This window comes from Sulfuriroseicoccus oceanibius (assembly GCF_010681825.2).
Classification (GTDB): Bacteria; Verrucomicrobiota; Verrucomicrobiia; order Verrucomicrobiales; family SLCJ01; genus Sulfuriroseicoccus; species Sulfuriroseicoccus oceanibius.
This window is the reverse complement of sequence record NZ_CP066776.1, coordinates 2828146-2848059: the sequence shown is the minus strand read 5'-3', so window position 1 is coordinate 2848059 and position 19914 is coordinate 2828146. Positions and strand designations below refer to the sequence as shown.

Genomic DNA, 19914 nt, shown 5'->3' with positions numbered 1-19914 from the left:
GCTACTAATCCGCGGTTTCCGGCAGTGTGATGTTTTGGCCGGCGAAGGTTTCTGGAAGTTCTTCGGCCCAGCGGGCGAGGGCGCGGCGGATGTGGACCGGGCGGCGGCCTGGGGAAAGTTCCCAAACCATGGGCTTTTCGGCGGGCACCATTTTCATCAACTCGAGGAAGTTGTCCATGTGGCCGGTGAATGGAACGCGGTGATCTTTGGCGGGGTACTCGACGTCATGGACGTGGCAGCCGACCAGATAGGGAAGCATTTTTTCGAGCCACTGTTGGTGGTCGATCAGGTCGAGGTTATGCTTGCGTTGGACGTGGCCGAAGTCGTGCCAATAGCCGACCTGCGGGCAATCTTCGAAATGCTTCATCAGGTCGACCATTTCGCGCTCGGTCGGGACTTGTTCGAAGTGACTGCGGGATTCCACGGCGAGAACGATGCCGGCTTCCTTGGCGGGCTCGATGAGTTTCTCCAGCACCTGGATGATGCGCTTCATGGACGCAGGCGACGCGGCTTCGCGTTTTCGGATGAAGTCGAGCTTCTTCTGGACGTACTTGCGTGAGTTCAGGCTGCCGGATTTGACCATGGTCTCGAGCTCCTTGGTGAGTCCGCGCAGTGGGGTGCTGCCCATGTGGAGCACGAGGTATTTGGCACCGAAGTAGGCGGCGGTTTCGATCGTGCGCAGCGTCAGTTTGAATGCGCGGTCGCGCTCGGCCGGGCGGTGGGAGGTGAACTCGTAGCAGTCCGGAGCGTCGACCATGACTTCGACCGGTGAGGGGAAGAAGTTGTGTAGTCCGCTGACTTTGATTTGTCCTTTGTCGAAGGTCTCCTGAATGCCTGGAAGCAGGCTGACGGTCATGCCGTGGGAAAGCTCGACGGTATCGAACCCGAGACCGGTGATTTCCTGGAGCAATTTGGCTCCGTCGTGGTGTTTTGAACTATTCCAGCAGGTAGAAAAGGAGAGCATGAAGAGGGTCCGGTAGGATTGATCGCGGCCACAAGGTAGAGCTGGTGGCCCAGATGGCGAACCAAAAAATCCCCTCTCTCCAGGATCAGAGAGAGGGGATGGGAATCAGGGAATCCACCTGGTATCTCAGTGCGACCAGGTGATGCGGCGCAGCTCGTGGGCTTGCACGAGATGTGGCGACGTCGGAACGACGCGCACCGACAAGCCGAAGGCACCCGAATCCGACGGGATGATCTGACCGCGGTAGGTGAGGCATCCTGTTTGGTCTGGTCCCTCCACGCGCTCAAGTGGCTGGATGGTAGGGGAGATGATGTTGTGCTCGTCGCTTTCGCCGTAATAGGCCTCGACGCTTACGTGGTCCGGGTTGACCTCGCCGAAGTGGACGCGTGCCTCGACCGTGACGGGATCTCCGACTGGAACGTCGAGTGGATCAGTGACCGCGACGTCGACGTGGTCGATGCGGATTTGCTCCCAGTTGCGGCGGATCTCGTTCTTCCAGTCGGCGAGGGCGGCAGCCGCTGCGCAGTCATTTGGTGTGAAGATCGAGCGGGCTTTGGCTGCTCTTTCGTAGAAGCGCTCGTTGTACTCGGTGACCATGCGCTCCGTATTGTACATCGGAGTGACGGTTTTCATCGACTCCTGCATGACCTGGATCCACGCGAGCGGCAGATTGCCGTCTGGCTTGGTGTAGTAGAGCGGGACGATCTGACTTTCGAGCAGATGGTAGAGCGACGCGGCATCGACGTGGTTTTGGAAGGTGGGATCCCCGTCCGTGATTTCCTCGCCGATGGCCCAGCCGTTCTTTTTGTTGTAGGCCTCGCACCACCAACCATCGAGCACCGAGAGGTTGATGCCGCCGTTGGGGGGAAGTTTCATGCCGGAGGTGCCCGATGCTTCCAGTGGACGCAGTGGGTTGTTGAGCCAGAGGTCGACGCCTTGGTAGAGGCGGCGGCCGATGTAGGCGTCGTAGTCTTCGATGAACGCAATCCGGTGGCAGAAGCCTTCTCTGCGGGTGAACTCGATGACTTTTTGGATGAATGCCTTGCCGCCGTCGTCCGCAGGGTGGGCTTTTCCGGCGAAGATGAACTGAACCGGGCGCTCCGTGTGGTTGAGCAGTTTGAAAAGGCGCTCCTCATCCGAGAAGAGGAGGGTGGCGCGCTTGTAGGTGGCGAAGCGGCGGGCGAATCCGATGGTAAGGATATCGCGATCGAGCATCTTCGAGACCTTGCGCAATTCGTCCGGGGTCTCGCCGTTACGTTTACGTTGTTTGCGAACGCGTTCGCGGGCGAAGTCGACGAGCCGTGATTTGAGGTGTTGGTGGGTCGACCACAGTTTCTCGGCCGGGATGTTGGTGACGCGGCCCCAGAACTCGGTGTCGGTGATATGGTCTTCCCAGTCGTCGCCCAGGTATTTGGTAAAGAGTCGGGAAAACTCGGGAGCGAGCCAGGTCTTGGTGTGGACACCATTGGTAACCGAGGAAATCGGGACCTCCGAGCTCGGAACTCCTGCCCAGACATTCTGCCACATTTCACGGCTGACTTCGCCATGCAGAGCGGACACTCCATTGGCGTGGCGGCTGGTGCGCAGCGCGAGAATGGTCATCGAGAAGTCAGGGTCCGGGTGCACGGTGGCCTGACCGAAGGTGTAGAAGTCATCAAATGAGATGCCGGAGTCCGCGCAGTAGCCTGCGAAGTAATGGCGCATCATGTTTGGTGAGAACGCGTCGTTACCCGCCGGTACCGGAGTGTGGGTGGTGAAGACATTTGATGCGGCGACGACTTGAAGCGCGGCGCGGAACGAGAGGTTGTGTGACGCCATGCGGCGGCGGATGCGCTCCAGGCTGAGGAAGGCGGAGTGGCCTTCGTTCATGTGGTAGACTTCCGGCTCGATGTTGAGCGCGTCGAACATGCGGACTCCGCCCATGCCGAGGATGATCTCCTGTTGGATGCGGGTTTCCTTGTTGCCTCCGTAGAGCTGGGCGGTAATCTCGCGATCCTCGTGCGGGTTTTCCGGCACGTCGGTGTCCAGCAAGTAGAGGGTGACTCGGCCGACGGCCATTTTCCACACTTTCACCGCGACGTTGCGGTGGATCATTGGAACGTGGATGATCAGCGGCTTGCCGTTGATGGTCACTTCTTCGACCGGGAGCTGGTGAAAGTTTTGGTCGAGCTCGCGGGCTTCCTGCCAACCGTCGGAGTTGATCTGCTGTTTGAAGTAGCCGTGGCGGTAGAGCAGGGTGACGCCGATGAATGGAAGGTCGAGATCCGAGGCGGCCTTGCAGTGGTCGCCCGAAAGGATGCCGAGGCCACCGGAATAAATTGGAATGGACTCGTGGAAGCCGAACTCAGCCGAGAAGTAGGCGATGGGGCCATTGAGCGGAGAGTCGGCCGCGCGTTTCTTGAAGTAGGTGTCCGGGCGATCGAGGTAGGTCTTGAAGCGGCGGAATGTGGTGTCGAGTCTGTGGAGGTAATCCGGGTCCCTCGAAAGTTCTACCAAGCGGTCCTGTGAGGCGAGCTGGAGCATGCGGATGGGTGAGTGGTTCACCCTATGCCAGAGTTCTGGATTGATCTCGCGGAAGAGACCTCGGGCTTCCGGCTCCCAGCTCCACCAGATGTTCATCACGATCTGGCGCAGCGGTTCGAGCCGCTCCGGTAATTTTGGTGTTACATGGAACGTGAGATGTGGATGCATGATAGATTGGGGGTAACTAATTGCCGATTGATCACTAATCACTTAGGGATCTGTCGGTCAAGAACTTGGGCAGTTTTTGGGGGGCGATGAGTAAAACGATTTCGCCTTTTGGTGGCTGCTTGGTGAAGTGCTCCAGCAGTGAGCTCGCGTTGCCCTGGTGATAGGTTTCAAACTTCTTGGTCAGTTCGCGGGCGACGCAGACCCAGCGCTCGGGGTCGAGATCGGCGAGTGCCTTCAGGGTTTTGGTGAGGCGGTGCGGAGACTCGTAGAAGATCGAGGTGGCGGACTCGCGTTCGAGTGCGGCGGTGAGCATGGTTTGGCGGCGTCCGGATTTCGGTGGCAGGAAGCCATCGAAGACAAACTGCTCGGTTGGCATGCCGGATCCGACGAGAGCGAGAGGCACCGCGCACGCTCCGGGGAGAACCTCGACGGGAACCCCCGCATCGGCGCAGGCATTGGTCAGCCGCAGGCCTGGATCCGAGATGCCGGGCATGCCGGCGTCACTGACGACGGCGACGACCTGTCCGTCTTGGACGCGTTTGATGATCTCTTGTGAGCGCGACGCCTCATTGTGTTCGTGGAGGCTGATCGTGGGTTTGTCGATTTCGAAGTGCTTGAGCAGGATGCGCGCGCGGCGGGTGTCCTCGCAGGCGATGACCGAGGCTTCTTTCAGGGCGTCGAGCGCGCGCAGAGTGATGTCGCCCAGGTTTCCAATGGGCGTGGGGACGAGGACGACGCGGGGAGTGGTGGATGATTCTTGATGGCTCATGGAGACAAAAAATGCGACCGCAGTGACAGTTGAGCGTCACGTTACGGTCGCATGGTTGGGAGAGTGAGAGAGGCTTGGCTGAGTTAGTATCCTTCGGTCAAGCGGGTGGTCAGGTCGATTGCCAGTTGGCGTGCGGCCTCCGGCAGAGCTTGGCGTTCTGCCGTCTGGTAGTTCGCCGAGACGAAGACGTTGGTGCTGGAGAAGAACGTGCCGCGGCTGAGGATGTCTCCGGTGGCTTTTTCCACCAGTTCGTATTCGAACTCAATGCGCAGTTCGAGTTCCCGTGAGCGCAACTGGTTGTCGCGAGCGGAGCGTAGTTGGCGGCGTTCGATGCTCTTCACTCGGCCGTTGAGCACGGCGTCGGCGGTTTCGCTTTGAGCGATGCTGTAGGTGCCGTCCTGCTCCATTTGGCTGATCAGCGCACCCGTAACGATTTGAGCGGTACGAGGTTGGAGGGTGTCGTTTTTAACCAGTGGGATGGCAATAGATTCGACGCCTTCGAGTTGAGCCGGCTTGATGTCGCCCACTCGGTAGCCGCAGGAGGTGACCGCAAAGGCGGTGAGGATCAGCAAAGAGATGCGGGTGAAAAACTTGATCATGATAGATGGTGTTTGAGAGTGCCCAGCAAAAGGGGGCAGGGCTGTGTATGCAAGCCGAAATGGTGCAGCCAGCGTGAATTCTATCGGGCTGCTGAGGGAGGTTAATCTTCAGATTTTGGGCCGACGTAGTCTTTGCGGTCCTTGGTCAGGCTACCGTCTGAGTCTTCAGGGTCTGTGGTGGTGGGGGCGTTGAGTTCACCGCCTTTTGCCTGAAGTGCGGCCAGTCGGGCCTTGGCCTCTTCGACCACGGCCTCGTCACCGCCGCGCTTGATCACATCGCGGTAGTAGAGTGCGGCAGCGCGGTACTTTTCGGTCTTTTCGTAGAACTTTGCGACCTTGAGCAACTCTGCGGCCTGGCGTTTGTCGACAGTTTTGAGTAGTTCCTTCGCTTTTGGAGCGAGCTTGTGATCCGGGTAGGCGAGGAGGAAATCTTCAAAGGCTTCGCGAGCCGAAGTGATGGTCGACGTGTCTTTGGCTCCCTGGGCGGCGGTGGCCATGTGCAATTGACCGATGCGGAACTGGGCGATCGGTGCTTGTGGGCGGGTGCCGTGAGCGCTGACCACTCGGCCGTATGCCATGATGGCATCCTGGGTCTTTCCAGCTTCCTGATACACTTCGCCGATAGCAAAGAGCGACTGAGCTGCGAGCGGGCTGCGCGGGGAGTTGGTGGAAACGGTCTCAAACATCTCGACCTTTTTGTTCATCGGCACGTCCAGAGGGAGACCCACCACGCGGCGCTTGAAGTCACCGGTCTTCGAGCGTTGAGCCAGTTCGTACTGAGCCTTCAGCACTTCGCCGTAACGTTTGTCGTCGCGGCTGAGTTCGATGAACTTTTGGTAAACGTCGAAGGCGTCGGTTGGTTCGCCTTCAGATTCGAAGAGCTCTGCGCTGCGGATTGCGGCGTCTGCGGTGAACTTGGTCAGTGGGAACTTTTTGACCAGCTTGCGGTAAATTTTGGCTGCGTCCTTGAAGTCGCCCTTTTGTTCTTGTTCTTGCGCTTTGGCGACGAGTTCGGCTGCGGCTTGTTCGCGCTTTTCGAGCTCGGTCTGGGTCGGGAGCTCCTCCTTGTCGCCGCCACCGAAGAGCTTGGAGAAGATGCCGGCGTCGGCCGGAGTGGTGAGGGTGGCGGATGCCAGCACCGATGCGGTGATTGCCACAGCAGCCGAGGAAGAGAGTCGGTTACGCAAGTTCATGTCGAGGGACGTTAATGAATGCGGCAGGATGGGTCAAGCAGTCGAAATTGTCATTCGTTCTGATTGGATGCGTTGGGTGCCGCCGATGGGTTAGCGAGCGTGCTACAGGTCCACGTTCGATTTTTTCGCAGGCACTTTGACATTGATGGTGCCGGCGTGGCGGATCGCGACCGGAGTGGTGCCGCAGAGCTCGCCATCGAGTTCGAATGGAACCTGTCCTTCCGCGGAAATGTCCAACGAGTGGCAGCGGAAGAATTCGAAGTCGTTGCCTGATTTGGGGATCTGACCGGTCCCCACGGCGGCGAAGAACTTCAGCAGTGCGGGGATTTCCTGTTTTTTGAAAACCATGACATCGAGAAGCCCGTCGTCGTTAGCGGCCTCCGGGAAGAATCGCATCGGTCCGCCGTAGCGTTGGCCATTGCCAATCAGGACGAACGCGCCCTGCAGCGGGGCGGCGAGGGCGTTGCTGGTGACGGTGACATTTTCGTGGGATTCGCCGAAGATGCGCACTGCGTTCATGAGGTAGGAGAGAGGGCCCGCGATCTTCTTCTGCTCCCAACTGGTTTCATTGATGACTGCGGCATCGAAGCCGATTCCCGCCAGTTGGATGAAGGGCATGTCATTGCCGGTCCAGACATCGACCCTGCGGGTGGCACCGCTTTCGATAATCTTCCAACAGCGGTGCATCCCCAGTCCGGGGAGTCCCATCTCAAGCATCGGTAGGCCAAGTTCCTGGGCAAACACATTGGCGGTACCAACAGGAAGTACGCCCAAATGGACGTCCTTGGCGGCGTCTCCGCAGGCGGCGATTCCTTTGACCACTTCGTTGATGGTGCCGTCGCCGCCGGCGGCTACAATCGTGGTGGCTCCCTCTTGGACCAATTCGGTGGCGATGCGGGTGGCATCTCCGGCGCAGGTGGTGGGAACCAGTTGGACGCGTGGGGATAGCGCGGAGAGCTGGGCCTCGCGGTGGGATGAGCGGGCGCTTTTTGCAGCCGGATTGTAGATGATTGGGATGGCAGACACGGTGCTCATGACGGTTTCTTATTCTAGCGTCTGAGACAAGTCATTTGAACAGAACGTAATCTAGTGAACAAATCTAGGCTGGGGCGTCGCCTGATGCGACGTCGTGTGTGCTATTAGTCAGTTCTCTGCATGGGAATTGCGACTCGGATTTTTAACTGCTTCATCATTCCTGTGACTACCTTCCAATCTTACACCTTTGGCACTGCTTTCGGCTTGTTGATGACGGGAATGAGTCTGGCGGAGACTGGTGCGTTGGTGGGCAAGCGATCGGTGATCCCGGTGGAGCAGCGCGAAGTATTGAGTGGGCGGCTGAGTTTGCGCGAGGCGGTGCTTACGGCGCTGGAGTTGAACCCGGAGATAGAAATTCAGAGGGAGCAGCAAGTGGCGACCGAGCTGCAACTAGATGTTGCCAGAGCTGAGTTTGATCCTGTTTTGAGCGCGGATAGCGCCGGACGTTATAGGCGGGAACCCAGAGCCTCCAGTGAGTTGGACGGTGCGGTCCAGCCGGAAAGCGATGGCGTGACTGCCTCGATGGGGGTGGAAAAGAAACTGGGAACGGGGGCGTCCGTTGGTCTGGATTGGCAGCCTTTGAACCGCAGCGCGACTAACTCTACGTTCTCCACGTTGAACCCAAGCTTCTCGAGTGAGCTTTCGCTGAATGTGCGCCAGCCATTGCTGAAGGGCGGCTGGGGGGTGAACCAGATCCCGACCGAGTTGGCGATGGTCAATGTGACCAGTGGCAAGTACCAGACGATGCAGGTGGTGATTGATACCTTGCGGGATGTCGAGGTGAGTTACTGGCAGGCAGGAGCCGCGGCCAACGAGTTGGAGATCCGAGCTCAGGCGGTTGAGTTGGCGAAAGTTATTCTCGAGGAGACGATGGCGCGCGACACCAGCAGGGTGGACGAGTTGGAGGCCAAGTCCAACTTGCTTGAGCGCGAGGCCGCGTTAGTCGATGCGCAGAAGCAACTCGACGACGCAACCGACAATTTGCTGCGTGTGTTAGGGGTGCTGGGTGAGATGGAGCCGGGAGACCTGGCTCTGCAGAAAGTGCGGGTGCCTGCGGATGTGGAGCAGTTGATCGATCCGGAAAAGCGGTATGCCCAGGCATTGGAGACGAGCCCGCGGATTGCGATTCAGCGTGCGCGAATTGACCAGGCTGAGTTGGAGGTCGAGCGTGCGCGATATGATGTGCGGCCGACATTGGACCTTACGGCGAGTGTCGGGGTTTCCGGGCGGGACGCGGATATGCGGGGTGCCTGGTCCGGAGCAGCCAACCAGGACGGTCGTGCTGCCAATGCCGGGATTGAGTTTCGCATTCCCTGGGGATCGCGAGCGGAGCGGGCGCGTGAGGCGTCGGCCGAATCTGATTTGAAGCGCGAGCGCTTGCAGGTGCATGCCGAGCGCTTGGACCTTTTTGGCGATGTGCGCGAGGCCTGCCGTGCTGTGGAGGCCGCCCTCAAACGACTGGCGGCGGCCGATGCTGCGGTGGAAGTGAACGAGGTTCGTTTTGAAGAACAACAAATCCGCCGCCGCAACGGAGATTCCTCATTGCGCGCGCTCTTGGAAGCGCAGAACGATCTCGATGGTTCGCGCTTGGGGCAATTGCAGGCGCGGGTGGAAGTTTTGACGTCTCTGGCCCGGTTGCGGGCGCTGGACGGTCAGTTGCCGGAGACGCTTGGCGTGGTGTTGGTCGATGGGAAGGCGGTCGAGGATGTGCCTGAGGACCAACGTTCATGAGAATGAGCCGTTAGGGTGGATGTAGATTTTAATTAGATGTTATGATTCGTAAGATAATTACTTTTTTGATTTTGGCGGGAGTGATCGGTGGCGTGGGCTTTTACTCGTTGCGGATGATTTCCACCGAAGAGGAAGATCCGAATGCCGGGTTGGAGTTTGTCGAGGTTTCGCGCGGCGATGTGGTTCAGACGGTGTCGTTTGTGGGCACGGTGCAGCCGGTCCGGTTGACAGAAGTGAAGTCCGAAGTTTCCGGGCGGATCATCAACGTGGCGGTTGAGGACGGCGAGGCGGTGGAGAAAGGTCAGCTTTTGTTGGAGCTCGACCGCACGGAGATTGAAACCGAGATCGAGGAACTGCGACGCCAGATGGTTTCCAATCAGTTGCGCAAAGAACAGTCGGAGCGCGATGAAAAGCGCACGGCCGAGCTTTACGAGAAGAAGTTTGCCACGGACAAAGAGATGGAGGATGCGGTGACCGCGCGCAAGTTGGCGGAGAACGAACTGAGGATTCAAGAGGCCAGATTGGAGAACTTGAACGACCGCTTGAGCAAGACCCGGATTCACGCGCCGCATGGCGGGGTGGTGTTGAACCTCGATGTGACCGAGGGCGAGGTGATGGTCGGGGCGAGTTCGGTTTCCGCAGGAGATGTGCCGATGAAGATTGCGGATCTCGGCCAGATGTTGATTGAAGCGGAGGTGAGCGAAGTGGATCTGCCGCGGATGGAAGTCGGACAGGCTGCGAGGATCACCTTTCCGGGGATGGCGGATTTGAAGCTGTCGGGCGAGGTAAGCAGTATTTCCCCGTCGGCGGTGGCGGATAAAGCGGAGGTTGTGTTCCCGGTTAAAGTGGTGTTGCGCGACACCGATGAGCGGGTGAAGCCGGGGATCAGTTCCTTGGTGTCGATTGACGTCCAAGAAGAGCAGGGAGCGCTCGTGATCCCGGTGTCTGCGTTGTTCCGTGAACGCAACGAGACCTTTGTGTTTGTGGATGCGGGAGATGAGTTTGAGCTGCGTAAGGTGGAGATCGGTCTCAGTGCGAAGAGCAAAGTGGTGATCAAATCGGGACTGGAGGAGGGGGAATCAGTGACCCTGGGGATCCCTGCGGGGTTTGATGTAGAGGCTCGCCGAGGTGAGGTGGGGCGCTGGGCGAAGTGGCGTTAGACCAGTTGTCGGGCAGAGAGGTCGCAGAAGAAGCCTGATCGGAATTGTATGATGTCAGATATTTCCAGTGAGCCGGTGTTTGAGTTCCGCGGTGTCTCCAAGAGTTACCAGATGGGGGAATCCACGGTGTATGCGCTCAACGAGGTGGATCTGCAGGTGAGGGAGGGCGAGTTTCTTGCCATCCTGGGGCCGTCGGGCTCCGGTAAGTCGACCTTGATGCACATTATGGGCTGCATGGACCAGCCGAGTGCCGGCGAGGTTCTGCTGGATGGTGAGGATGTGGCGAAGGTGTCGGCGTCTAAGCTGGCGAGGGTTCGGCGTAGCAAGGTGGGGTTTGTGTTCCAGACCTTCAATTTGCTGCCGAAGTTGTCGGTGTTGGAGAATGTGATGCTGCCTATGTTGTATTGTCACCGCAAGCGGGCGGATGCGAGGAAACGCGCTGCCGAGGTCTTGGAGATGGTGGGGTTGTCTGATCGGGTGGGGCACATGCCGGGGCAGTTGTCCGGCGGTCAGCGTCAGCGGGTGGCGATTGCCAGATCGTTGGTGAATGATCCGCGGGTGATTTTGGCGGACGAGCCGACGGGCAACTTGGATACCGCGAGTGCAAGACGTGTGCTGGAGTTGTTTGGCGAGCTACACGAGCGCGGGCGGACGGTTGTTTTGGTGACGCATGACCCGCGGGTGGCGGATGTGGCGCACCGCACAATTGTGGTCGAAGACGGGCGGGTTTCGGAATCCGGTGCGTTGACGAGCTTTGTTGGAATGGTGAAGGAATCTGATGGGAAGGAGGTTCGATGAGAACGTTTTTCAATGGATTGCAGATGGGCTGGAGGGAGATTCTAGCTCACCCTGGTCGTTCGTTTTTGACCATGCTCGGGATCATCCTCGGGGTGACTGCGCTGGTTTCCACGATCAGTATCGTGTCGGGTATGTTCCAGATGGCCGAGGAGCAGCTCAAGCAGACGGGCGGATTGTCCAAGTTGATGATTGAGAATAGCGACCCTCCGGCATCTCAGCAGGCGATCCAGCGTTACTCCAAGAAGTTGACGCTCGAAGACGCCAGCGTGATCAGCGAGACGGTCGAAGGGATTGATCTGGTGGCTCCGGAGGCTAACGAATACCGTTATATCGCACGTGCCAACGGCCGCGAGTACCGCAGCCGGATGAAGGGCGTGGTGCCGGACTATTTTGAACTCAACGTGTACGACCTGGCCGACGGGCGCTTTATCACCGATGAAGATGTGCGCAATGCTGCGCAAGTGGTGGTGCTCGGGCACGAGGCTGCGGAGCGGTTGTTTCGCGGTCGGCTGACGATCGTGGGTGAGCAGATTATCATTGGCCGCGTGCCGTTTACCGTGGTTGGGGTGTTGCAGAACTACGAGCTCGAGTCCCGCAATGAGTCCGGGCGCAACAGCAATGCCCTGCGCTGGAAGAACCGCGGCGTTTTCGTTCCGATCAGCACGGTGCAGCGACGTTTCCCATCCGAGGGAAGGCGGCTGACCCCGACGTCGGTTGACTCGATTTCGGTACGGGTGGAGAGTTTGGACAAGCTGGAGAATGTCGTGGCGCAGATCAACAACGCGCTGGCATCAACGCACCACGGAGTGCTCGACTTTGAGGTCAAGACCAACGAGGAAGGGGTGGAGCAGGCGCGTGAGATGCGGAAAACCTATCTCACCGCGATGGGCGGGGTCGCTGGGATCTCGCTGGTGATTGGCGGAATCGGGATCATGAACGTGATGCTGGCGTCGATCTCGGAGCGCATCCGCGAGATCGGTATCCGTAAAGCGGTTGGGGCGACGAACGCGAATGTGTTTGTCCAGGTGTTGGCGGAAGCGGTGACTTTGAGTTTGATCGGTGGATTGATCGGAATGGCGGTGAGTATTTGGAGTGTGGGGCTGCTGGGTGGGCTGCTTGAAGGGTCGCGATTGGAACCAACGATCTCGGTGGATTCGATGTTGTTCGGGTTTGCCTTCAGTGTCGTGGTCGGGGTGGTTTCGGGATTGTACCCGGCTCTCAAAGCGGCTCGTCTGGATCCGATTGAGGCGTTGCGCTACGAGTGATGCTGGGTGGTTGACAGCGATGGCGGATCGGTGATTCGATGAGCACCGTTTCAGATTTCCGCCATCCCCCTTTAGTTCATGCACGACTGGTTATTGCTCAAATGTCCCGATTGCGGGAACACATTCCGCGTTGAGGCGGTGGATCATGCTGATAGAGCCGCATGTTCTGTGTGTGGCTTGGAAATGATTTACGACGACGGCTCCGGTGACGTGGATTTTGGCAAATTGAGCGCTGCGGGGGCGAGTGCGCAGACTGGCATCCCCGCGAAACAAGTGGCCGTTGTAGATGTGGCAACGAAGGCCGCTGTCGCACCTCAACCTGTTTCTGAGCAACCTATCGAGCCGTATGCCAAGCGTGCATCAGGTTTAGCTGAGCAACCCGTGACGCCGCCAGCCACACGCACGAGTCGCTCCGCTGCCGGTGGAGGGGCTGCGGATGAATGGGATCAGCGTAAGCCGGGCGGGAAGTCGCAACGCGGTGCATTGGTAGCTTTGGGCGGAATGGCAGTGTTGATCGTCGGCGGTTTGATCTGGGCGGCGACGGTCGGCAATGGTGAGGAGGCATCGGCTGAGGATGCGGAGACTGCGTCGCAGATGTTACGCGAGATGGTGGTGTCGATTCCTGCACCACTGGGATCGGCAGAAGATGAGACTCGTTCCGGGCGTGAGATTGTGGAGGCTGAGGGGAACGATCAGGTGACTGAGTGGCGGGCGGGTGTGTCCAGAGATCCAGAGCGCTTCATGAACGAGGTGAAGCCCGTACTCGAGAGCTTTTTCGCTGCCGAGTCGGTGGACGAGCGGATCAAATGGGTAGCGGATCGCGAGCGGGTGATGCCATTGATGAATGAGTTTTATGCGCGTAGTGGCGAAGCGGTGGGGCCAATCGGGGTGTCGGAGTATTTTTCCGGGAGCTCTGTAAGACTCGGGCGTTTTGGCGTGCAGTTGGAAGTGGCGTTGGCTGATTACACCGAGCGAGATCTTGTGGTTGTCCGCGAGGGGGACAAGTGGCGAGTGGATTGGGAGGCGTTTGTTCGCTATTCATCGATGGATGTGGATGGACTGAAGCAACAGAGGCCGACAGAGACGCAGTTGTTCCGGGGACGGATTGCGATGATGCCCTCGCAGTACCACAACTTTGCATTTTCTGATGCGGAGCGGTGGGCGAGCTTGATGCTTCATGGCGAGGATGCCGGGAACCTGCTCTACGCCTACGTGGACAAGCGCAAGCCGGGGTTTGCGAGTGAGCTCCACCGCGCATTGATCAAGGCTCCTGATGGAATTGATGTGACGTTGATGTTGCGCTATCCGGAAAACGCCCGTGTCGATAATCAGGTGGAAGTTGTGGATGTGGTGTGCATTGGGTTCAGCGATTTATTGGGGCTGGATGCAGGGAAGGAGGAATAAGTAGCGGGCGTGGGTTTGGCTCGCGTTGTGGATTGCTCTGTGTTAGCCACTGTGGGCATGGTGAGCCCAGGATACGCGACGACGAAAGACAAGGTGCTGCGCATCAACTTGGACGACTCAATGTACGGCACATTTGCCGAGATTGGGGCGGGTCAGGAGACTGTGAACAATTTCTTCTACGTCGGGGCGAGCGCTGGGACGGTGGCCAAGTCCATTTCGGCCTACGACATGACGATGAGCGATGCCATTTATGGCAAGACGAAGCGTTATGTCTCGCGCGAGCGACTGGTGCACATGCTCGACCACGAGTATGAGTTGCTAACGCAGCGTCTGGAGCAAAAGCGGGGGGCTGATACGCGATTCTTTTCCTATGCGAATACGGTTCGTGCCCGAGGGTATAAAGACAATGGCGAGTGTCATGGCTGGATGGGAATCCGGCTGCAAATGAGCCCGGGGCACGCAAGTAACGATATTCTTTTGCATGTGCGGTTGTTGGATCCGACCAACCGGCGACAACAGGAAGCGTTGGGAGTGCTCGGGGTGAATTTGATCTACGGCGCGTTGTTCTTCGACGGTGATCTGGATCGTTTTGTTTGCTCGCTGATGGATAACTTGACGGCGCAGCGAGTGGAGGTCGACATGCTCAAGTTTGTGGGGCCAGACTTTGCCAGCGTGGACAACCGGATCTGCAGCCTGATGCTGGTGGAAAAAGGGCTGACTCCTACGGCAATGTTCTCTGCCAACGGCAGCGTGGTGCAACCTGCCGAGTGCTTTTATCGCAAGCCGATTGTGGTGCTGCGCGGGGGCTTCCAACCTCCGTCCCGAGTGCATATGGATATGCTCAAGCAGTCCCGGATGCGCATGAATGCACAATTGGGGAACGGCTCCGGTGAAGAGGTTGTGGAAGTGATGGAGATCACAATGAACAACTTGCTGCGCGAACGGGAGGGCGGAGTGGATTACAATGACTTTGTCGCACGAGCCGATATGTTACAGGCTTTGGGCAAGAACGTATTGGTCTCCAAGTTTGCGCAGTTTCACCGGCTGTCCGCGTTCTTTTCCAGATACACGGACAAGCCGATCGGCGTGCTGGTGGGCCTGCCTTTGTTTGAGCGATTGTTTGAAGCCCATTGGTACGAGGAACTGGAAGGCGGGATCCTCGAGGGCTTCGGGCGGTTGTTCAAGAACCAGGTGCGTTTGCACGTTTATCCGACCGCGCGCGAGCCGGGGGGGGACATCCGAAGGCTCGAAAGCGCCTCTGTGCCCGTGGCAATGCAGTCGCTGCTCGATTACATGCGCACTAATGAGATGGTCGAGGCGTTGGATAGTGAGGTAGAGGAGTTGTTGCACTTCAAGCCTCGCGACATCCGCAAGATGATATTGGCGGGGGATGATCGATGGCAGGAGTTGGTAGCTCCGAATCTGCCCGGGAATCTGTATCAGAAATTCCAGTAGAGGGGGCGATCCTGTTTTTTGGACAGGATTGACATGATTTACGGGATGGGAACGTGGCGGTGTCACGAGGTTTGCTCCGTAACGTGACCAAGGCAAAGTGGTGCGTTGCTGTCGACTCCTTATCGTTATCTTCTTCGTTATCCTTATCCGCGGAGCGGAGGATGTGCTCGCTACGCTCGAGCGGTGTTGGTCAACCTCAAGAGTGAGGTTGCTCCATCGTTTTCCGTGTTGTGTGGCGTAGGGCGAGATCTGCGGAGGTTCACGCGCAGCGCTGGAGAGACGGCATTCTTGCCGGCAGTGTGACTTGGTTTGGTCCTTAACGTGACCACGACGAAGCGGTGCGTTGCAGTTGGCTCCTTGTCCTCGGAGTGGGGGGAGTGCTCGCTGCGCTCGAGCGGTGTTGGTCAACCTCAAGAGTGAGGTTGCTCCATCGTTTTGCGTCGTGTGTGGCGTAAGGGCAGATCTGCGGATCACCTCAACGCGCAAGGGGCGAAGACAAAAATAGCCGGGCCCGTTTTCCGGCCCGGCTATTTTGATACTAAGACGGATTTGTCCTCCGGTTACTGGTTCCCGTTTTCGAACTCGGATTGTTGGCGTTCGACCTGTTTGATCTTGAGCTCGGTGAGTTCTTTTTCCACAGCCTGGAGCTTTTTGCGGAGGGCCTCGACTTCGGCGGAGTCCTGACTTTGCGGATCCTGCTGCACTTTTACACTCTTGGTGTTCACTGCTGGTGTTTCCGAGTGGAGGAAGGTGTGGCTGGTTGCGATCGACTGCAGGTCAATCGACGTAGTCACCGGCTGGTTCTTACCATTGCGCAACACAGATGCGGTGACGGTGATCTTGCCGGGGGTATTGGTCGATCGGACGAGAGCGACCGCACGGCCCCAACGGGATTTCTGTGGGTTGGCGGCGACCTCTGCATCGTTCACTAGCGAGCCTTCGCCGGTCACCTTGAATTGGATGAACTCATTGGTGAGGCGCTTGGTATTGCCGGCGGCGTCTGCCAGATAGGCGACCACTGGAACGATGTCCGAGCCATCAGCTACGAGGGCCGCGTTTTGGTAGTCAGGCTTAAGGATAATCTGACTGCGGCGCATCGCCGGGCGGCGGGTTTCGGTGTGGACAACTTTTCCATCGACCAACCCCTCGACGACGATAGCAGCATCATTGCCCCGGCGTGCGCGGTTGAGCTTTTTCACCTTCATGAAGTCGAAGACGTCTTCGAAGACAACCGGAAGGTGCGGCATGCCGGCGCCTTGTGGCTTGGTGGATTTGTTTCCAATGACCTCGCCATGCAATTTGAGACGCACTTCGTCGCAGTTGCTGAAGACCCAGACGTCGGAGTCCGAGAATGGCGTCATTTCATTGGCGATGAACGTGAAGTATCCGCTCTCTACGTTCGGGATCTCAAGCTGAGGATCCCTTTGTGCTTTGAACATATGGTAGGAGTACTTTGGCTGGCGGTAGGCATCCATGACCCCGCCCCAGAATGGATCCGGATGGTAGCCACGCTGATGGTCGAAACTGTGCCACAAGCTGCCGCCAAAGTGTTGGCGTGAGGTGTGGTGGAGCGAATCGTAGGCTGTGTAGATGAAGTTAGGAATCGAGTAATGCAGAGCCTGCACCAGTTGGGCGGCTTCTCCCCATTCCACGGCTACGCGGCTTGGCGAGTTGTGCGAGTTCCAGTTGTCCACGCAGTCGCCCCACTCGCGGGTGAAGATCGGCCGGGATTCGTTAGGTGGCGACTTGAGGAAGCGTTCACGGTTCTCCGCGGTGTTGGGTACAGCGTCGGTCCAGAAATTGATCTTCGGCGTGTTGGACATCGGGTGGTCGAAGATCACATCGAAATGTTCCTGGCCCTTCGCACCGGCGTCGCAGGCCGTGTAGCAGCCGGGGTAAGGGTATTCTTCTTTGACGATGTTATGGACGGTTTGCGCGAAGTGTGCCGGGTAGTGGGTTTCGTTGAGAATGGGTTCCCACAGGAGGATCGACGGGCGGTTGCGGTCGCGGCGCACCATGTTGCGGACGTCCGAGTAGACCCGCTGCTCAAAGTGTGGCTTTGGGTTCCAGAACTGCCAGCCAGGTGTGTTGACGATCACGAAAAGCCCGAGTTCGTCGCACGCATCCATGAACGCAGGATCCTGCGGGTAGTGTGCGTTGCGGATGATCCGGAGTCCGGCATCGCGTAGTTTTTTGGCGTCGCGCCAATGGGTGGTATTCGGCAGGGCGTTGCCAATATGAGCGTAGTCCTGGTGGCGGTTGGCTCCGATGAGTTTGTGCTCGTAGGGTTTGCCATTGAGCCAGAACCCGTCGCGGCCCTTGAATTCGATGGTGCGGATGCCGACGCGCAGCTTGAGTGTATCGATCGTTTTACCCGAGGCGTCTTGAATCGTGACGTGGAGGTGATGAAGGTACGGGGTGTCCGGGGTCCAGAGCTTGGCATCTTGCACCTGAATGTCGTGGGAAACCTTGCCGGAAGCGTCGATGCGGGCCGGGGATTTGCTCGTTCCAACGGTTTTTCCATCGGCATCCACGAGATGGGAAGTAACCGTGACGTTCTGGGCCTTGCCTGAGTGGTTCAGGATGTGGGCATCGACTTGAAGGGTTGCGTTGTTGGCGTCGATGCTCTTTGTGTGGACGAAGATGCCGCCGCCTGCGGTTTCGTTGACGGCGTTGGTATTGCTGAAGTGAACATCACCGGTTTTGACGAGCCAAACGTCGCGGTAGATGCCTCCGAAGTAGGAGAAGTCGAGTGTTTCCTGCGGCTTGCCCGGTGGGTATTCGGGGTCGTTTGAGTTGTCGGCGAGGACGGCGATCACATTGGGCTCACCGAGTTTAAGGTGGTCGGTGAGGTCCAGATGTGCGGGAAGGAATCCGCCGAAATGGGATTTGAGCAGCTTGCCGTTGATCCAGATTTTGGATTTCCCCATGATGCCTTCGAAGTGGACGTAGATGCGTTGACCTTGCCAATCGGTAGGGGGCGTGAATTGTTTGCGGTACCAGGCTACGCCTTGGTAGTTCACGCAGCCGCTGGCATCCAGCGGAAGTGTTTCTAGCCCGTGCGGAAGGTTCACCACCTCCCAGTTTTCATCATTGAATGAAGGAGTGTGGGCGTCCGCTTTTGAGCCTTTGAAAAAGCGCCAACCGACATTGAAATTGATGGCCTCTCGGACCTCTGCGTCGGTCTGGTAGAAGCCTGCAGTAGACGAGGCTGGTGTCCAGTTCGGAGAGTCGCCCGCTTGTGCGGTCAGGCTGAGCGGTAGGGCGGCGGCGATGGAGATCGCAGCGAGAGCTTGGAATGAGGAGCGCACTAAGGTCATGACCGGCCCATTACGTAGCGCGCCCGTTTGTTTTTCAAGAACTTGGTGTGTTCTTGTTTTTGGCGGGCACCTTATGGGCCTCGATGACGATGATGTCCATGCTGTTGACTGGCATTCGGGTGATGCGCAGCATTTTCGGAGTGAGTACCACCTGGCGGAGCGTACCGTCGTCTTTGGAGGAGGCGAGCAAGGCTTCGGCTGTTGCGATGCCATCCAAGCCGTCCTCGACAATCATGCGGGTGCCGGCGCGATAGACGGCGAACGAGATGCGTTTCGAGTCACCGTCTACCAACTCCAATTCGATTCGCTCACCGTTGGAGAGTACCCGGTAGTCGTAGGGCTCGATCGCCGATGGGATCAGCTCACCATTGGAAACCCGCCACATCGCGGACACCCGAAACACTCCGATCTCTTGCAATGGCCGCACGACATTGGGTGCGGCCTGCGCGAGGCTTTCCCTCCCCACAAACAGGAGGCAGAGTAATGCGACAGTGAGGAGCGGACGCATGGTGGGGAGGAGCAATGAAGCTAGAAGCCAACGTCCCACAAGCCGTCGTCCGAGCGGTCGGAGGGGTCGTAGATACCGCCGGCGCCATCATCAATAACTGGAGGGCTGACGTTTACTTTGATGGTGTAGGTCGCATCGTCGAGACCAACCACGGTCGGAACCTCCGTGAGCCCATTGCGGAGATATGGTGTGATGTCCTCTTGGGTCAGATCTGCGACGTTACTGGTGGGATGGTCACCTAGGTAGGTCTTTTGGGCTGAATACACTTCACGAAGAGCCTCAGATGCCATTTTCCCCTTTTTCCAGTCCTGCGTGACTGTCGAATAGCCCAAGCCGAGACCGATGAATATCATCAGGATGCATATGACCAACGTCATTTCTAGCAATGTGAGGCCGTGCAGAGACTTGGTTCGGAGACTGCTGGTGATGAGTGGAGTCTTCATGATCATTATGTGTTGTTTGATCTAAGCTCATTCGTTAGAGGGGGAGGGCTGCTGCTCTATGCCTTCTGTCGGGGATTGGGAGTGAAGCACCTCTTCGGCGCTCCTCAGGAGCTCTTTCGCAGTATTTAGCAACGAGTCTTTAAGCTCCAAAATCGGTGGAACAAGGTAGAGATCAGCATACTCGATCAAGATGTCGGGGAATAGTAAAACCACCCAAAACATTGCGGACGCTCCCAAAATTGCGGAGATGAGGGAAATCGAGAAGCTTCTGCCACTTTCGTGGGCGAAGAAGAATTTTGCCAATCCCTTACGCTGACGGACCCTGGTGGTGTATGTCTGACTCAGCTTCTTGAGCTCGGTCAGAATTTTGTCCAACTCCTTGGCGTCGCTAATTACCATCTGGTAGCGGTAGCGATTGTTGAGTGACTGTGGTAGCTCTTCGACCACAATGCCTTTAGGGACATAGGGCGGTTGGCGCACCGTGATCACCAACGTCTCATTGACGTAGCGTGATTGGAGCCAGCGATCGAATTTGGTTTGTTGCATGTTTTAAGTGGGCAGTACGAAAGACTTGGATTA

16 protein-coding genes are annotated in these 19914 nt (G+C 57.9%); 6 read left to right on the top strand and 10 right to left on the bottom strand.

The features are described from left to right. Window positions 1–4: 4 nt before the first annotated feature. From G3M56_RS11485 to G3M56_RS11460, 6 genes are all read right to left on the bottom strand, one after another. Window positions 5–964 (bottom strand): sugar phosphate isomerase/epimerase family protein, encoded by a 960-nt coding sequence (locus G3M56_RS11485; protein ID WP_164363656.1) that lies wholly within the window; start codon window positions 962–964, stop codon window positions 5–7. A gap of 126 nt (window positions 965–1090) precedes the next feature. Beyond that, a complete protein-coding gene (glgP, locus tag G3M56_RS11480) occupies window positions 1091–3655 on the bottom strand; it encodes an alpha-glucan family phosphorylase (RefSeq protein WP_164363654.1) in 2565 nt (854 codons plus the stop codon). Between the two features lie 34 nt (window positions 3656–3689). After that, window positions 3690–4424, bottom strand: a complete 735-nt coding sequence (gene rsmI / locus G3M56_RS11475; protein WP_164363653.1) for a 16S rRNA (cytidine(1402)-2'-O)-methyltransferase — start codon at window positions 4422–4424, stop codon at window positions 3690–3692. 83 nt (window positions 4425–4507) lie between these two features. Continuing rightward, the gene (gene lptE / locus G3M56_RS11470) at window positions 4508–5023 is read right to left on the bottom strand and encodes an LPS assembly lipoprotein LptE (RefSeq protein ID WP_164363651.1); all 516 of its coding nucleotides are present in this window, start codon (window positions 5021–5023) and stop codon (window positions 4508–4510) included. Between the two features lie 101 nt (window positions 5024–5124). Next, entirely contained in the window at window positions 5125–6216 is a 1092-nt protein-coding gene (bamD, locus tag G3M56_RS11465; RefSeq protein WP_164363649.1) for an outer membrane protein assembly factor BamD, read from the bottom strand. A 102-nt stretch (window positions 6217–6318) separates the two neighbouring features. Continuing rightward, a complete protein-coding gene (locus G3M56_RS11460) occupies window positions 6319–7251 on the bottom strand; it encodes a diacylglycerol/lipid kinase family protein (protein ID WP_164363648.1) in 933 nt (310 codons plus the stop codon). A 162-nt stretch (window positions 7252–7413) separates the two neighbouring features. On the opposite strand from G3M56_RS11460, the gene G3M56_RS11455 reads away from it, so the two are divergent. From G3M56_RS11455 to G3M56_RS11430, 6 genes are all read left to right on the top strand, one after another. Then, on the top strand, window positions 7414–8982 hold the full coding sequence (locus G3M56_RS11455) for a TolC family protein (RefSeq protein ID WP_235203416.1): 1569 nt from the start codon (window positions 7414–7416) through the stop codon (window positions 8980–8982). 41 nt (window positions 8983–9023) lie between these two features. Beyond that, window positions 9024–10142: an efflux RND transporter periplasmic adaptor subunit gene (locus G3M56_RS11450; protein ID WP_164363645.1), complete on the top strand. Its 1119-nt coding sequence runs from the start codon at window positions 9024–9026 to the stop codon at window positions 10140–10142. A 48-nt stretch (window positions 10143–10190) separates the two neighbouring features. Beyond that, on the top strand, window positions 10191–10940 hold the full coding sequence (locus G3M56_RS11445; protein WP_235203415.1) for an ABC transporter ATP-binding protein: 750 nt from the start codon (window positions 10191–10193) through the stop codon (window positions 10938–10940). After that, window positions 10937–12205, top strand: a complete 1269-nt coding sequence (locus G3M56_RS11440) for an ABC transporter permease (protein WP_164363643.1) — start codon at window positions 10937–10939, stop codon at window positions 12203–12205. Before G3M56_RS11445 ends, G3M56_RS11440 begins: the two co-directional genes overlap by 4 nt. A 78-nt stretch (window positions 12206–12283) precedes the next feature. Continuing rightward, on the top strand, window positions 12284–13609 hold the full coding sequence (locus G3M56_RS11435) for a TFIIB-type zinc ribbon-containing protein (RefSeq protein WP_164363642.1): 1326 nt from the start codon (window positions 12284–12286) through the stop codon (window positions 13607–13609). Window positions 13610–13666: 57 nt separating this feature from the next. Continuing rightward, window positions 13667–15064 (top strand): TonB-dependent receptor, encoded by a 1398-nt coding sequence (locus tag G3M56_RS11430; RefSeq protein WP_164363639.1) that lies wholly within the window; start codon window positions 13667–13669, stop codon window positions 15062–15064. A gap of 560 nt (window positions 15065–15624) precedes the next feature. Here G3M56_RS11430 and G3M56_RS11425 read toward each other — a convergent pair. From G3M56_RS11425 to G3M56_RS11410, 4 genes are read right to left on the bottom strand one after another with little or no spacing between them, the layout of a single operon-like run. Continuing rightward, complete coding sequence (locus G3M56_RS11425; RefSeq protein ID WP_164363637.1) at window positions 15625–18384, bottom strand: glycoside hydrolase family 2 TIM barrel-domain containing protein; 2760 nt, start codon at window positions 18382–18384, stop codon at window positions 15625–15627. A gap of 34 nt (window positions 18385–18418) precedes the next feature. Continuing rightward, entirely contained in the window at window positions 18419–18892 is a 474-nt protein-coding gene (locus tag G3M56_RS11420) for a hypothetical protein (protein WP_164363636.1), read from the bottom strand. Window positions 18893–18912: 20 nt separating this feature from the next. Continuing rightward, window positions 18913–19335 carry a pilus assembly FimT family protein gene (locus G3M56_RS11415; RefSeq protein WP_164363634.1) on the bottom strand — a complete coding sequence of 141 codons (423 nt, stop codon included), beginning with the start codon at window positions 19333–19335 and terminating at the stop codon, window positions 18913–18915. Window positions 19336–19362: 27 nt separating this feature from the next. Next, complete coding sequence (locus tag G3M56_RS11410) at window positions 19363–19881, bottom strand: hypothetical protein (RefSeq protein ID WP_164363632.1); 519 nt, start codon at window positions 19879–19881, stop codon at window positions 19363–19365. Between the last annotated feature and the right edge of the window lie 33 nt (window positions 19882–19914).

What these genes read in the sequence shown, in the direction of transcription:
- G3M56_RS11485 (WP_164363656.1), bottom strand. Translation starts at nt 964, where the DNA reads ATGCTCTCCTTTTCTACCTGCTGGAATAGTTCAAAACACCACGACGGA.
- glgP (WP_164363654.1), bottom strand. Translation starts at nt 3,655, where the DNA reads ATGCATCCACATCTCACGTTCCATGTAACACCAAAATTACCGGAGCGG.
- rsmI (WP_164363653.1), bottom strand. Translation starts at nt 4,424, where the DNA reads ATGAGCCATCAAGAATCATCCACCACTCCCCGCGTCGTCCTCGTCCCC.
- lptE (WP_164363651.1), bottom strand. Translation starts at nt 5,023, where the DNA reads ATGATCAAGTTTTTCACCCGCATCTCTTTGCTGATCCTCACCGCCTTT.
- bamD (WP_164363649.1), bottom strand. Translation starts at nt 6,216, where the DNA reads ATGAACTTGCGTAACCGACTCTCTTCCTCGGCTGCTGTGGCAATCACC.
- G3M56_RS11460 (WP_164363648.1), bottom strand. Translation starts at nt 7,251, where the DNA reads ATGAGCACCGTGTCTGCCATCCCAATCATCTACAATCCGGCTGCAAAA.
- G3M56_RS11450 (WP_164363645.1), top strand. Translation starts at nt 9,024, where the DNA reads ATGATTCGTAAGATAATTACTTTTTTGATTTTGGCGGGAGTGATCGGT.
- G3M56_RS11445 (WP_235203415.1), top strand. Translation starts at nt 10,191, where the DNA reads ATGATGTCAGATATTTCCAGTGAGCCGGTGTTTGAGTTCCGCGGTGTC.
- G3M56_RS11440 (WP_164363643.1), top strand. Translation starts at nt 10,937, where the DNA reads ATGAGAACGTTTTTCAATGGATTGCAGATGGGCTGGAGGGAGATTCTA.
- G3M56_RS11435 (WP_164363642.1), top strand. Translation starts at nt 12,284, where the DNA reads ATGCACGACTGGTTATTGCTCAAATGTCCCGATTGCGGGAACACATTC.
- G3M56_RS11430 (WP_164363639.1), top strand. Translation starts at nt 13,667, where the DNA reads ATGGTGAGCCCAGGATACGCGACGACGAAAGACAAGGTGCTGCGCATC.
- G3M56_RS11425 (WP_164363637.1), bottom strand. Translation starts at nt 18,384, where the DNA reads ATGACCTTAGTGCGCTCCTCATTCCAAGCTCTCGCTGCGATCTCCATC.
- G3M56_RS11420 (WP_164363636.1), bottom strand. Translation starts at nt 18,892, where the DNA reads ATGCGTCCGCTCCTCACTGTCGCATTACTCTGCCTCCTGTTTGTGGGG.
- G3M56_RS11415 (WP_164363634.1), bottom strand. Translation starts at nt 19,335, where the DNA reads ATGAAGACTCCACTCATCACCAGCAGTCTCCGAACCAAGTCTCTGCAC.
- G3M56_RS11410 (WP_164363632.1), bottom strand. Translation starts at nt 19,881, where the DNA reads ATGCAACAAACCAAATTCGATCGCTGGCTCCAATCACGCTACGTCAAT.